Origin of the sequence: Sphingomonas sp. PAMC 26605, from assembly GCF_000241485.1 — a bacterium.
GTDB lineage: Bacteria > Pseudomonadota > Alphaproteobacteria > Sphingomonadales > Sphingomonadaceae > Sphingomonas.
Genome location: NZ_JH584241.1, coordinates 535,467 through 548,370, shown reverse-complemented (window position 1 = coordinate 548,370; position 12,904 = coordinate 535,467). Strand labels below are relative to the sequence as shown.

General features: G+C 67.9%; 13 protein-coding genes and 1 pseudogene. 4 read left to right on the top strand and 10 right to left on the bottom strand.

What is annotated here, in order from left to right; translation table 11 throughout:
• The first annotated feature begins 6 nt into the window (after positions 1–6).
• Positions 7–381 carry an endonuclease domain-containing protein gene (locus tag RH90_RS02410; protein ID WP_037493014.1) on the top strand — a complete coding sequence of 125 codons (375 nt, stop codon included), beginning with the start codon at positions 7–9 and terminating at the stop codon, positions 379–381.
• Between the two features lie 72 nt (positions 382–453).
• Here RH90_RS02410 and RH90_RS02405 read toward each other — a convergent pair whose 3' ends face one another.
• Both RH90_RS02405 and RH90_RS02400 read right to left on the bottom strand, forming a co-directional pair.
• Positions 454–921, bottom strand: a complete 468-nt coding sequence (locus tag RH90_RS02405) for an OsmC family protein (RefSeq protein WP_010183642.1) — start codon at positions 919–921, stop codon at positions 454–456.
• The gene (locus RH90_RS02400) at positions 918–2,261 is read right to left on the bottom strand and encodes a chloride channel protein (RefSeq protein WP_010183641.1); all 1,344 of its coding nucleotides are present in this window, start codon (positions 2,259–2,261) and stop codon (positions 918–920) included. The genes RH90_RS02405 and RH90_RS02400 overlap by 4 nt, the downstream gene beginning before the upstream one ends.
• Before the next feature lie 72 nt (positions 2,262–2,333).
• Between RH90_RS02400 and RH90_RS02395 the strand changes: the two genes are divergently transcribed.
• On the top strand, positions 2,334–2,999 hold the full coding sequence (locus tag RH90_RS02395) for a glutathione S-transferase family protein (protein ID WP_010183640.1): 666 nt from the start codon (positions 2,334–2,336) through the stop codon (positions 2,997–2,999).
• 34 nt (positions 3,000–3,033) lie between these two features.
• Here RH90_RS02395 and RH90_RS22455 read toward each other — a convergent pair.
• Positions 3,034–3,120, bottom strand: a pseudogene (locus tag RH90_RS22455) (cupin domain-containing protein); the annotation flags it as partial.
• Positions 3,121–3,130: 10 nt separating this feature from the next.
• On the opposite strand from RH90_RS22455, the gene dapE reads away from it, so the two are divergent.
• Positions 3,131–4,267, top strand: a complete 1,137-nt coding sequence (gene dapE / locus RH90_RS02390; RefSeq protein WP_010183638.1) for a succinyl-diaminopimelate desuccinylase — start codon at positions 3,131–3,133, stop codon at positions 4,265–4,267.
• Between the two features lie 110 nt (positions 4,268–4,377).
• Positions 4,378–5,517: an SET domain-containing protein gene (locus RH90_RS02385; protein ID WP_010183637.1), complete on the top strand. Its 1,140-nt coding sequence runs from the start codon at positions 4,378–4,380 to the stop codon at positions 5,515–5,517.
• Between the two features lie 9 nt (positions 5,518–5,526).
• Here the strand turns inward: RH90_RS02385 and RH90_RS02380 are convergent, their stop codons facing one another.
• From RH90_RS02380 to RH90_RS02355, 7 genes are all read right to left on the bottom strand, one after another.
• Positions 5,527–8,499: a PAS domain-containing protein gene (locus RH90_RS02380; protein WP_010183636.1), complete on the bottom strand. Its 2,973-nt coding sequence runs from the start codon at positions 8,497–8,499 to the stop codon at positions 5,527–5,529.
• Positions 8,500–8,619: 120 nt separating this feature from the next.
• Entirely contained in the window at positions 8,620–9,846 is a 1,227-nt protein-coding gene (locus RH90_RS02375; RefSeq protein ID WP_029624980.1) for a threonine synthase, read from the bottom strand.
• Complete coding sequence (locus RH90_RS23870) at positions 9,846–10,019, bottom strand: hypothetical protein (protein WP_010183634.1); 174 nt, start codon at positions 10,017–10,019, stop codon at positions 9,846–9,848. Before RH90_RS23870 ends, RH90_RS02375 begins: the two co-directional genes overlap by 1 nt.
• Entirely contained in the window at positions 9,982–10,548 is a 567-nt protein-coding gene (locus RH90_RS02370; protein ID WP_010183633.1) for a hypothetical protein, read from the bottom strand. The genes RH90_RS23870 and RH90_RS02370 overlap by 38 nt, the downstream gene beginning before the upstream one ends.
• 18 nt (positions 10,549–10,566) lie before the next feature.
• On the bottom strand, positions 10,567–11,118 hold the full coding sequence (grpE, locus tag RH90_RS02365; protein ID WP_010183632.1) for a nucleotide exchange factor GrpE: 552 nt from the start codon (positions 11,116–11,118) through the stop codon (positions 10,567–10,569).
• A 16-nt stretch (positions 11,119–11,134) separates the two neighbouring features.
• Complete coding sequence (hrcA, locus tag RH90_RS02360; protein WP_010183631.1) at positions 11,135–12,178, bottom strand: heat-inducible transcriptional repressor HrcA; 1,044 nt, start codon at positions 12,176–12,178, stop codon at positions 11,135–11,137.
• Positions 12,179–12,609: 431 nt separating this feature from the next.
• A partial coding sequence (locus tag RH90_RS02355) for an energy transducer TonB (RefSeq protein WP_010183630.1) occupies positions 12,610–12,904 on the bottom strand: 295 nt, incomplete at its 5' end.

Sequence of the window (12,904 nt, the reverse complement as noted above, 5' to 3'; positions counted from 1 at the left end):
TCGGCGATGCGGCTCGAAGGATCGGCGAGCGGCAAGCAGAACGCCAAGCGGCTGCGCAAGCAGATGACACCGCACGAGATTGCGCTTTGGCTGGGATTGCGCGGGAATGAAGCCGGACTGCGCTTTCGCAGACAGCACGCCGTCAATGACTATGTTCTCGATTTCTATCGTGCGCCCGCGCACCTCGTCATCGAGGTCGATGGCGAGGCCCATGCCCGCGGCGATCGGCCGGCGCGTGATGCCGTGCGCGACGCATGGCTGGCTGCGCGGGGATTACAGCTGCTGCGCTATCCGGCGATCGACGTGCTGACGAATTTGGACGACGTAGTGCGTCAGATCCTGGCGATCGCGATCGAGCGACGCGACCGACTTGAGAGCTGACCGCCGACCGCCCCCTCCGTCGCCTTCGGCGCCACCTCCCCCTGGCGGGGGAGGATTGTGCGGAACGCTCGTTCAGACCTCGACGTAGGTCGCTGCAATCTCCACCGGAAAATTCACCGACCGCGCGATGAAGCAATGCGCATGGATCCGCGCATGGATCGCATCGGCCACCCCCAGATCGCTCCCCGCCGCAACCTCGATCCGTGGCCGCAACACCGCCTTCACGAACTGCCCTGCGCCGTCGGCCTCGCTCTCGCCCACGCCGAGCGGATCGTCGCTATAGCCGCTCACCACCACACCCGCGACGCTCGCCAGATGCAGATACCACAGCATGTGGCACCCCGCTAAGCTCGCCAGCAACAGGTCCTCGGGGTTGGGCAACGCCGGATCGCCACCGAGCCGCGGATCGTTCGAACACGCCACCGCCGCCCCGCCCGGCGTGACCAAGTCCCACGTCCGATTATAACCGCGATAGGTAGACGTCCCCGTACCGCGATTCCCCGTCCAGGCGATCCGCGCGGTGAAATCGTGCTGCGTCATCGCTTCCCCTCCACCAGCGCGACGAACGGCTTGGCGAGCCCGTGATACAGCCGCTCGCGGCACACCAGCGTGCTCGCCGCGTCTGCAATCAGCGCGGTCGCGAACAAGGGGAGGATCAGCCCGCGCGCCGCGGTCGCCTCCATCACGATGATCACCGCGGTCAGCGGCGCGCGCACCACGCCGACGAAATAGGCGGTCATCCCGAGCAGCACCACCGCGCCCGCCGGCTGGCCAGCGAACAGCCCGCTCAGCAAATTGCCGAACCCCGCCCCCACCGCGAGCGACGGCGCGAAGATCCCGCCCGGCGCGCCGCTGAGCGTGGTGGCGAGCGCTGCCAGGAACTTGGCCGGCCCGAACCAGTCCGACTGCCCCTGCCCTTCGACCAGCGCACGCGTCGCGCCATAGCCCGTGCCCCAGGTCGCGCCGCCCGTCACGATTCCGAGCACCGCCACGACGAGCCCGCACCCGGCGGCAAACAGGATCGGGTTCGCCCGCGCCGCCGCGATCGGCCGCCAGCGCGCCCCCGCAAAGCCCAGCACCAGTCGCGCGAACAAACCGCCCGCCGCGCCGCCGAGCACGCCCGCAACCGGCGTGATGAGCAGAACCGCCGACACCCCCAGCGTCGCGTGCATCACGCCGAAATAGACGTAATCGCCCGCGATCCCGAGGCTCACCAGGCCGGCGATCATCACCGCGCCCATCACCAGCACCGCGACGCGCTGCTCATACGCCGCGGCAAGCTCCTCGATCGCGAAGGCGACCCCCGCGAGCGGCGTATTGAACGCCGCCGCCACCCCCGCCGCGCCGCCCGCGATCAGCACGCCCGAGGTGATCGGCACGCGGAAATAGCGATGGACCTTGACCATGATCGCCGCGCTGATCTGCACCGTCGGCCCCTCGCGCCCGACCGATGCGCCGCCGAGCAGCATCACGATCGTCAGCACCAGTTTGACGCACGCCGTCCACAGCGAGACGAGCGCGTTGCTCGGCGGCGTATCGGGCGCGCGGCTCGCGGCGATCACCTGCGGGATGCCCGATCCGCGCGCATACGGCGCGGCGCGCCGCGTGACCCACACCACCAGCGCGAACAGCGCCGGCGTCAGAGCGAGCGGCGCATAGGGGAAGCGCGTGACGAAACCGCCAAACGCCCCCTGCGCCCGGTCGCTCGCGCCCGCGAAGACTAACGCCACCAGCCCGAGCAGCACCGCGCCAACCCCGGTCGCGAGCCGCCGGCGCAACCGACCGAGCTGCATCCCGGCCTGGCGCGCACCCCGACGACGCCACACGATCGAGACCAAGCGGACGGCATAAGGCGCATTGCGATTTATGCCCGCGCTCATGCGCGATTGCGGCACGCGACGCTACCCGCGGATGCGGTTGCGCGCCGTTCCCGGCTCGCTTAGGCAGGACCCATGAAATTGATCATCGGCAACAAGGCCTATTCCTCCTGGTCGCTGCGCGGCTGGCTCGCGTGCAAGCAATCGGGTCTGCTGTTCGAGGAAGCGGTCGTCCCGCTCTACGACGCCGAATGGGACAAGCGCCGCGAAGGCGACGAATTCGCGCCATCCTCAGGGAAAGTGCCGATCCTGTGGGACGGCGACGCGGTCGTGTGGGACAGCCTCGCGATCGTCGAATATCTGGCCGAGAAGACTGCGCGAGATTTATTCTGGCCGGCCGACGACGCCGCGCGCGCAATGGCGCGTTCGATGGCGGCGGAAATGCATTCAAGCTTCACCGCGCTGCGCCGCAAGCACAGCATGAACGTCCGCCAGATCTTCCCGCCCGTCGCGCCCGACGCCGACGTGCTCGCCGATCTCGAGCGGATCATGGAGCTGTGGGCACAGGCGCGCGCGCGCTTCGGCGGCGAGGGCGATTTCCTGTTCGGCGCGTTCGGCGCGGCCGACATCATGTACGCGCCGGTCGTGACGCGGATCGTCACCTACAGCCTGCCGATCGCGCGCTTCGCCGCGCCTTATATGGATGCGGTGCTCCACCATCCCTTCCTGCAGGACTGGATCGCCTCGGCGCAGGAAGAGGAATGGGTGATCGAACAGTTCGAGCAGCCCGCCACCGTCTGACCGATTGCGGCGCGTAGCCCGCGAGGCGGCGCTACCAGCGCCCCTGCACCGGCGCATCGAACGGTGGCGGATAGCCCGTCGCATGGGTTTGCGGGATTGTATCGAGGTCGAGCTTGGGCAATGTCGCCTCCATGGATAGCCCCGCCAATTTGCCCGATTGCGTTACCCTCGCCAAGGCGCTGCTCGCCTGCGAGAGCGTGACCCCGGCGCACGGCGCGGTGTTCGACATGGTCGAGGCGGCGCTGTTGCCGCTGGGCTTCACGATCGATCGCTTCACCGTCGGCGAGGCCCCCGACGGCCCGGTCGAGAATTTGCTCGCGACCCGCGCCGGCACCGGCTCGCACCTCGCCTTTGCCGGGCATCTCGACGTCGTGCCCCCCGGCGAGGGCTGGACAACCGGCGCGTTCGCGCCCGAGATCCGCGGCGACCTGCTCTACGGTCGCGGCGCGGTCGACATGAAGGGGGCGATCGCCGCGTTCATCGCCGCGATCCCGGCCGAGGCGGGCGCCCCGCTCAGCCTGATCCTGACCGGCGACGAAGAGGGCCCTGCGACCTATGGCACGCGCGCGCTTATCGCGCGGATGGCGGCGACCGGGGTGAAGCCCGATTTCTGCCTGGTCGGCGAACCGACCTCGGCGACAAGGCTCGGCGACATGATCAAGATCGGCCGCCGCGGCTCGGTCAATCTGTGGATCGAGGTGGCCGGAAAGCAGGGCCATGTCGCCTACCCGCAGCTCGCCGACAATCCGATCCCGCGCCTCGTCGCAATGCTCGCGGAACTCGACGCGCTCGTGCTCGACACCGGCAATGCCTGGTTCCAGCCGTCGAACATCGAGGTGACTGACATCACTGTCGGCAACCCTGCGACCAACGTCATCCCGGCCAAGGCCAGCGCGCGCCTCAGCATCCGCTTCAACGACGAACAAACCGGCGCGGGTCTGGTCGAGCGGATCGAGACGCTAGTCCATCGCCACGATCCCGCCGCCACGGTCGTCGCGCGGATATCGGGCGAGGCGTTCCTCACCGCACCCGGCGCATTCTCGACGCTGATCGGCGCCGCGATCGAAACGCAGACCGGGCTGGTGCCCGAGCTTTCGACCACCGGCGGAACGTCCGACGCGCGCTTCCTGTCGGCGCTGTGCCCCACGGTCGAGTTCGGACTGGTAAACGCCACGATGCACAAGCTCGACGAGGCCGTGGCGCTTTCGGACCTCACCGCGCTGACCGCGATCTATGCCGAGATCATCGCCCGGACGGCACGGCTTTAACCGATTCCAAAACATCGCGATTGGGCGCGACTCGCGGAGATTCCTAGGTTTTCATGGACGCGAGTCGGCGAATGCGGTAAGCTTCGCCTTAACCTTAACGGCGCGCGGGCATGGCGATCGATCCCTGGTTCTTCTTTGCGATCGCGTGCAGCCTGGCCGGCTATGGCCTGTATCTGGTCGGTCTGCGTCGGCATCTGGTGCAGCCCAACCGCGCCTCCTGGCTGATCTGGAGCGCCGCGACGACGGTCGAGGCGGCGACCTATGCCGCAGTCAATCCGAACGCGCTGCCGGGCTGGGTGTTCGCGCTGTCGGCGCTCGCCTGCGGCGCGGTGACGATCGGCATCTGGCGGCGCTCGATCTGGAGCGTGCCGTCGCGCGGCGAACTGTTCTGCACCGCCGCCTGCCTCGCTGCGCTGACGCTGTGGATCGTCTCGCGCAATGCCTTCTGGGCGCACATGCTCGTCGTCGTCGCGGTCCCGGTGAGCTTCTGGCCGACCTGGCAGAGCGTGCTGCAGGACCGCACGCGCGAACGCTCGCCCGCCTGGGGGCTATGGTCGATCGGCGATCTCGCCACGTTGCTGGTCGCGACGCGCAGTGGCGACCAGCACGTCGGCGAATATGCCTATATCCTCGTCGAATTGCTGTGCCACGCCAGCGTGTGGTTCATGGTCGGCCTGGCGACGATCAATCCGCTCCGTTCGCTCGGCTTCCGCCAGGGCCGCTTCTACGTACTCGACGCCTACGGCCCCGCCGCCAGTCTGTTCGCGGTCGGCGAGACGCATCTCGGCAAGGCGGTCTATGCCGCGCAGGGCTTTGCCGAGGGCGAGGCGATCATCCGCTTCACCGGCCGCCGCTTCCGCGCCGACCGCGTGCCGAGCCTGATGCGCGGATCGAGCGACCGTTTCGTCCAGGTCACCCCGCAACATTTCATGGGGCCGTCGGGCAAGATCGACGATCTGATCAACCATAGCTGCGATCCCAACGCGGGGCTTCGCTTCGCCGGCGGCAGCGTGACGCTGATCGCGGTGCGCGACATCGCGGCCGGCGAGGAGATCAGCTGGGACTATTCGACGACGCTTGCCGAATCGAACTGGCACATGATCTGCCAGTGCCGCAGCGCCGACTGCCGGCGCGTGATCGGCAATTTCTCGACGCTGTCGCTCGAGCGGCAGGAATGGTTCCGCGCGCGCAACCTCGTCGCACCCTATCTGCGCCGCCGCGACGCCGTCGCGCGCGACCGAGCGGCGTAACGCACCGGCTTACCCGCTAAGTAGCGCCCGGATCCTAGTCGCCAGCATGTCGATCGCGAACGGCTTGGCGAGCACCGCCATCCCCGGTCCGAGCGCGCTGTCGCCAACCACCGGCGCCTCGGCAAAGCCGGTGATGAACAGCACCGGCAAGGTCGGCTGCGCGACGCGCGCAGCATCGGCGACCTGCCGGCCGTTAAGCTCGCCGCGCAACCCGACATCGGTCACCAGCAAGTCGATCCGCTGCGCCGAGTGCAGTAACTCGAGCGCCGCCGCGCCGCTTTCCGCCTCGAGCGCGACATAGCCGAGGTCGCCAAGCACCTCGCACACCAGCATCCGCACGGTCGGCTCGTCATCGACGACCAGCACGGTTTCGCCGCCCCGGACCGCGTCCAGAAGGAACCCGGCCTGGTCGGGAACGGCATCGCCCTGCGCGCCGTCATGCCGCGGCAGATACAGGCACATCGTCGTCCCCTCGCCGAGCGTGGAGTGAATCTGCACCTGCCCGCCCGATTGCCGGACGAAGCCGTAGATCATCGACAGGCCGAGCCCCGTCCCCTGCCCGATCGGCTTGGTGGTGAAGAACGGGTCGAACGCGCGGGCGATCACCTCGGGGCTCATCCCCGTTCCCGAATCCGCGACGCACAGCACGAGATACGCGCCGGGCGCGAGATCACGAGCCGCCGCCGCGGCCGGATCGAGGGTCTCGTTATGCGTCGTGATCCGCACGGTTCCACCCGCCGGGCTCGCATCGCGCGCATTGATGCACAGGTTGAGCAATGCGTTCTCGAGCTGATTGGCATCGGCCAGCACCGGCCAGCTTTCGGCCAGGACGGCGATCTCGAGCGCGATCGAGGGGCCGAGCGTGCCGCGTACGAGATCCTCGATCCCGGCGATCAGCTGCGGGACATCGACCGGGCGCGGATCGAGCGGCTGGCGGCGCGAGAAAGCCAGCAGCCGGTGCGTCAACGCCGCTGCGCGTACCACACCCGCCTGCGCCGCGTCGATGTAGCGCGGCAGGTCCTCGCTCCGCCCCTGGGTGACGCGCAATTGCATCAGCTCGAGCGCGCCGGAAATCCCCGTCAGCAGATTGTTGAAATCGTGCGCGAGGCCACCGGTGAGCTGCCCGACCGCTTCCATCTTCTGCGCCTGGCGCAGCCGCGCCTCGAGCTCGCGCTGGCGACTGACATCGACGCCGACGCCGACGACGGTCGCCGGCATCCCGGCGGCATCGTGCTGGACATGGTTGCGCGCCATCACCCACCGGATTGTGCCGTCGGGCATGCACAAGCGATACTCATGGGCGCCGTCTTGGCCGGTTTCCTCCGCCAGCGTGATCGCAGCGCGCAGGATCGGGCGATCGTCGGGATGGACGCGCGCCGCAATATCGGCGAGCGAGACGCCGCGCTCCATCTGCTCGGCCGTAAATCCATACAGCTCGGCAAAACCGATCTCGCTCTCGAAGCGGTCGCGCGCGACGTCGTAGGTCCACACGCCGACGCCATCCATCGCGCTCAGCACCATCCGCGTCTGCGCGTCGGCGGCGCGGCGGGCAGCCTGATGCCGCCGCTCTTCGGTTATGTCGCGCGCGGTCGAATAGAGCCGGTCGCCGACGAGCGTCGTCTGCCATGCGAAGGTGCGATAGCCGCCGTCGCGCGTGCGCAGCCGCTTTTCGAGCCGGTGCGTCGTCCCGCTCGCGGCGATCCGCGCGATGTCGGCGGCGCTGCCGCCCGTATCGTCGGGATGCCGCAACCACTGGGTGTCGCGCCCGACAATGTCCTCGGTCGGCCAGCCGAGCAGACGCTCCCACGCCGGATTGACCGCGACCCAACAGCCGTCCTGCGTCGCGATGCCGAGCAGGTCGGTGCTGACCTCCCATAATTGATCGCGCTCCGCGGTGCGCGCGGCGACCTTGCGCGCGAGATCCATGTTGAGCGCGCGCAATTCGGTCACCGCGCGGACCCGCGCGACGGCGTCCCAGCAGAGTTCGGCGACTTCCTCGACGAGCGCGACTTCGCCGCGCGTCCAGGCGCGCGGTTCGGCATGGCTGATATAGAGCGCCCCTTGCAGCGTACCTCCACGCACCAACGGGACGCTCAGCCCTGCCTTGGTCCCGGTTGCGCCAAGCACGGCTTCCGGTGGCGCGTCCGAATCCTCCGGGGTGCTGAACGCCAGCGTGTTGCCGAGCCGCACCGTCGTGCCGACCTCCTTGCCAAACGCGACCGAAGGTATTGTACCGGTCAGCGGCGGTAGCCGTTGACTGATCCAGCAAGCGCCGTATTTCAGCACATCGTCGGACGTAACCTCGAAAAAGCCGACGCGATCGACCTTCAAGAACTTGCCCAACGTCTCTGCAGTATGCTGCATGACGTCGTCCGGGCTGGGCTGAACACGCTGCTCTTCGACCAGAGTAAGGATGAAGTCGCGTTCGCGCTTCGCTGCGCGCAAGGCGTGTTCGGTCTCGACATAGCTCGTGACCTCGAGTCCTTGATTGAACAGGCCACAGACCGTGCCATCCTCGTCTTGGATCGGCGAGATATTGTAGGTCCAATAGGTGAGCGTCGGGACCCCGTCCCGGATCATCGTCACGGGTTGCGCCGAGAAGGTCGCGCCTTCGCCGGTCTCGAAGGTCCGGCGGAAATGCGGCTCGATCATCGGCCACAATTCGGGCCGCGTCTCCGCCACCGGACGCGCGAGCTTGGCCGAAGCAGCATCCGCCATGCCGGTCCACGCGTCGTTGTAGATCAGCCAGAAATCGGCGCCCCAATAGACCGCGCTGGGGAACCGCGCGCGCAGGCATAGGCTGACGCTGAGCTTGAGCGCCGCGGGCCAATCCTCTGGCGGCCCAAGCGGATGACCGTTCCAGTTGCGGGTGCGCAACAGCGTGGCGATCGGGCCGGCTCCGTCGAGAAAACGCAGCTTAGCCGAGAGCGACTCGACATTCGACTTCGGGACGAAATCTCGTACGGGATGGTCGACGGCCATAGGCTCTAATCTCGCACACGGGCTCGCGACGCCGGATGGCGGCCGCCAACCGTGCGGGCTCATGGCAACGCTGTCAATACGCCAATCGGCGCGCGCGTCAGGAAGCTTTCTCGGAGCGCCTCACAAGGCGCCGAGATCGATCTCGGCAAACCGATCGACCACGGCATTGGCCTCGGGCATCGGATATTTGAGCCCCGTCGCGCAGTTGAACAGCACGACGCGTTCGTCCTCGTCGACCTCGCCGCTGCGCAATGCCTCGCGATACGCGGCGAGCGTCGCGCCGCCTTCAGGGCAGAGCAGCAGCCCGTCCTTCTTGGCGCAATCGTCGACCGCTTTCAGGATCGCAGGATCGCCGACGCCGAGCGCCTTGCCGCCGCTTTCGCGCACCGCCCGCAGGATCAGGAAATCGCCGACCGCCTTCGGCACGCGGATGCCAGCGGCGACGGTCGCGGCGCCCTCCCAGCGCTCGGCATGCTCCTCGCCCGCCTCGAACGCGCGGACGATCGGCGCGCAGCCGCTCGCCTGGACGGCGTACATGCGCGGGCGCTCGGAGCCGATCCAGCCGAGCTTCTCGAGCTCGTCGAACGCCTTCCACATGCCGATCAGCCCGGTGCCGCCGCCGGTCGGGTAGAAGATCGCATCGGGGAGCTTCCAGCCAAACTGCGCGGCGAGTTCGAGCCCCATCGTCTTCTTGCCCTCAATTCTGTAGGGCTCCTTGAGCGTCGAGAAATCGAACCAGCGGCCCTCGGCGGCGCCGCGCCCGACGATCGCGCCGCAATCGTCGATCTGCCCGTTGACGCGGTAGACGCGCGCGCCCCGCGCGGCGATCTCGCGGATATTGACCTCGGGGGTTTCCTCGGGCGCGAGCACGATCGTCTCGATCCCGCAGCGCGTCGCATAGGCCGCAAGCGCGGCGCCGGCATTGCCGTTGGTCGGCATCGCGATCCGGGTGATGCCCAGCTCCTTCGCCATCGCCACCGCCATCACCAGGCCGCGCGCCTTGAACGATCCGGTCGGCAGGCGGCCCTCGTCCTTGACCAACACGTTGGGGCTGCCCGCGCTCTTGGGGATCGCCACCAGCGGCGTCTCGATCTCGCCGAGGCTGACGATGTTCTCGGTCCGCCGCACCGGCAGCAGCTCGCGCCAGCGCCACAGATCGGTCTGCCGCGCCTCGAGCGTCGCCTGGGGAAGCGCGGCTTTGACCGCCTCCAGATCGTAGCGCACCAGCAACGGTCGTCCGACACGCGACAGGCCGTGGAGCTGGTCGGCATCGTAGCGCTCACCGGTCATCGAGCATTCGAGATGCGTGACGAAGGTGGGGCGATCGGCGGTAAGGTTTGAATTGATCACCACTTGCCCCCCGCCGCTTCGATCGCCTTCAGCAGCGCGCGCTTGCTTTCGGTGCGGCGGTTGCCGGCGTTGCGCGGGAGTTCGGTGATCCCGGTCTCGGCGCGTCGGCGGGCGACATAGGCGGCAAAGTCTTCAAACGGGATCGGGTCCCGCGATGTCGTCGATACCATAATCACCTACCGTTTCTTCGCGTACACGCCGATCTAGGTAGGCGCGATCGAGATTGCTGTGAAGCGCCAGCAGCTTCGTGGCCTGATGCCGCATTTCCGGTGCTGTTCCCGACGCGAACTGACCCATCCTGTCGGCGATGATGTCTTCGATCGAGATGATCGAGGCTATGCCGTCGTCGCCGAAGCTCATCAACACCACTCGGTCACGATCGGCCAACCCGTCGAGCAGGACCCGGGAAACGACCTCGAACCCGAGCGCGAGGTCGGGATGAATCCATCCCCGGGTCGCCATCCCCGGGCCCGACGGCTTTACGAAGCCCAGGTCGCGCAAAGCGCTTTCGAAGACTTCCTGGCGAGCCGTCGAGACGTCGAAGTCCCCGGTCATCAAAGCGCTGCCGCTGAACAGTTCGACTGCGGCGCCGCCGACAAGGATCGGGGCGGCGAAGCCCTGCGCCGTCACCAGGCTGCTCGCCCGTGCGAACATGCGAAGGGCAGCTTCGAATTCAGGCCGGTAATCCGCCGTCATCATCGCCGCCCTCCGGGTTGACTACCCCGCCTTCGCCACACCCACCAACGCCGGCCGCAGCAGGCGGTCCTTGATCATGTATCCCGCCTGCATTTCTTGGACGACGGTGCCGGGCGCCTGGTCGCTCGGCAGTTCGAACATCGCCTGGTGGAAATTGGGGTCGAGCTTCTCGCCGATCGCCACCATCTTCTTGATGCCGTGGCGCTGGAACACCGCCTCGAGCTCGCGGCCCGTGGCTTCAAGGCCCGCGACGAGGCCCTTCATCTTCTCGTCGGCGCGCAGCTCGGCCGGGATTGCCTCGAGCCCACGCGCGAGATTGTCGGCAACCGACAGCAGGTCGCGCGCGAAGTTGGTCGCGGCGTAGGCCCGCGCGTCGGCGGTTTCCTTCTCGGCGCGGCGGCGGACGTTCTGCGCCTCGGCATGCGCGTACAAAACGGCGGCCTTCGATTCGGCGAGCTCGGCGCGCAGCTTGGCGGTCTCGTCATGCTCGGCGACCTCGGGCGCCGCTGCGGCGGTTTCTTCGCGCAGCTCGGCCGCGTCGTTCGCAGCGATGGTGTTTTCGTCTTCGATCATGTCGTCCCTAGTCCATTCAAGCCATCAGCCGCGCGAGTGTCGCGGCGGTATAATCCACCATGGGCACGACGCGCGCATAGTTCAACCGCGTCGGCCCGATCACGCCGACCACGCCGACCACGCGACCGTCCAATCCGCGGAACGGTTTGGCGATCACCGACGAGCCCGACAGCGAGAACAATTTGGTCTCGGCGCCGATGAAGATCCGCGTCGCATCGCCCGCGCTGGCATTGTCGAGCAGCCGCGCAATGTCCTGCTTGCCCTCGAGATCGTCGAGCAATTCGCGCACGCGTTCGAGATCGGCGGCGGCGGCGTCGTCGATCAGCCGCGCCTGGCCGCGCACGATCAGCACCGGGCGGCGCTCGCCATCCTCGCTCCAGATCGCGAGGCCGCGCTCGATCAGCGTGCGCGCGGCGCCGTCGAGCTCGGCGCGTTCGGCGAGCAATTCGCGCTCGATTTTCGCGCGCGCCTCGAACAGCGTCAGGCCGCCGAGCATCGCGCTCATGTAATTGCCCGCCTCGATCAGCGCGGAGAGCGGCAAGCCCGCGGGCAGATCGATCACGCGGTTCTCGATCGAGCCGTCCTCACCGACGAGCACCGCGAGCGCCTTGTCCGCGGACAAGGGCACGAAGCTCATCTGGCGCAGCACCAGCTCGCGCTTTGCCACCATCACCATGCCGGCGCAGGCCGACAGGCCGGAGAGCGCGGCGGTGGTGGCGGCGATCGCCTGCTCGACCGGGCCGGTCTGGACGAGCTGGCGCTCGATCGCGGCACGTTCCTCGGCCGAGGGTTCGAGCGCCTGCATCATGCCGTCGACGAACAGCCTGAGGCCGGTCTCGGTCGGCATCCGGCCTGCGCTGGTGTGCGGCGCGGCGAGCAGGCCGAGCTCCTCGAGATCCTGCATGACGTTGCGGATCGACGCCGGCGACAGATTGAGCCCCGACAGATGCGCGATCGTGCGCGACCCGATCGGCGCGCCGGTGTCGAGATAGCTCTGCACCACGACGCGAAACACGTCGCGCGCGCGGTCGTTGAGCTCGGTGATCGGGGGCAGCGGCATGGGACCTATATGGGGCGGTGCGGCGCGGGGCTCAACCGGTTGCGTGTTGCGACCAACGGTGCGTTGGTTGACTCGATTGACCCCCGGAGCGAAAATGACCGGCCGGATCGTTTCCATTTCTGCGACGATCGACATTCGTCGCCAACCGCTCGCCGGGGCGGGTCGGGACTAGACAGCCGACGATATCAAAGAGCCGGATACGGACATACCATAACAGCGCCATGTAGGACAGCGGCAAGCCCGCCCGGCGAAAGCTGGGGTCTCACGTTTCCCGGGCACGCGCGCCGCAGGAGATCCCAGCTTTCGCTGGGATGACGGGGTGGCGCAACGGCGGGGATGCCAGAGGACCGAAGCTCGACTGTGCGCGGCCGCCCCACCACGTCACCCCAGCGCAAGCTGGGGTCTCCCGATGTCCGCGCTGTGGCGCCGAGCTAGCGGTCCCGATCGTCGCGATCGGGATCGCGCGTCACGGTCCATTCCTGCTCGAACAGCGCCGAATCGGCGACCTTGCGCCCGCTCGCGTCGCGCGCCGGACGGAAGCGGACGTGCTGTAGGGCCAACGCGCACGTCGCCGCATCGAGCGCGCGATTGCCGCTCGACTTGGCGACGCGACAGTCGCTCAGCCGCCCGTTGACGCCGATCGTTGCGTGATAGGTGACCGTTCCCGCCGCCTGCGATTCGTATACGTCACGCGGCAGGTCGCGGTAGCGCAATTCATTGCTGATC

What these genes read in the sequence shown, in the direction of transcription:
- RH90_RS02410 (WP_037493014.1), top strand. Translation starts at nt 7, where the DNA reads ATGCGGCTCGAAGGATCGGCGAGCGGCAAGCAGAACGCCAAGCGGCTG.
- RH90_RS02405 (WP_010183642.1), bottom strand. Translation starts at nt 921, where the DNA reads ATGACGCAGCACGATTTCACCGCGCGGATCGCCTGGACGGGGAATCGC.
- RH90_RS02400 (WP_010183641.1), bottom strand. Translation starts at nt 2,261, where the DNA reads ATGAGCGCGGGCATAAATCGCAATGCGCCTTATGCCGTCCGCTTGGTC.
- RH90_RS02395 (WP_010183640.1), top strand. Translation starts at nt 2,334, where the DNA reads ATGAAATTGATCATCGGCAACAAGGCCTATTCCTCCTGGTCGCTGCGC.
- dapE (WP_010183638.1), top strand. Translation starts at nt 3,131, where the DNA reads ATGGATAGCCCCGCCAATTTGCCCGATTGCGTTACCCTCGCCAAGGCG.
- RH90_RS02385 (WP_010183637.1), top strand. Translation starts at nt 4,378, where the DNA reads ATGGCGATCGATCCCTGGTTCTTCTTTGCGATCGCGTGCAGCCTGGCC.
- RH90_RS02380 (WP_010183636.1), bottom strand. Translation starts at nt 8,499, where the DNA reads ATGGCCGTCGACCATCCCGTACGAGATTTCGTCCCGAAGTCGAATGTC.
- RH90_RS23870 (WP_010183634.1), bottom strand. Translation starts at nt 10,019, where the DNA reads ATGGTATCGACGACATCGCGGGACCCGATCCCGTTTGAAGACTTTGCC.
- RH90_RS02370 (WP_010183633.1), bottom strand. Translation starts at nt 10,548, where the DNA reads ATGATGACGGCGGATTACCGGCCTGAATTCGAAGCTGCCCTTCGCATG.
- grpE (WP_010183632.1), bottom strand. Translation starts at nt 11,118, where the DNA reads ATGATCGAAGACGAAAACACCATCGCTGCGAACGACGCGGCCGAGCTG.
- hrcA (WP_010183631.1), bottom strand. Translation starts at nt 12,178, where the DNA reads ATGCCGCTGCCCCCGATCACCGAGCTCAACGACCGCGCGCGCGACGTG.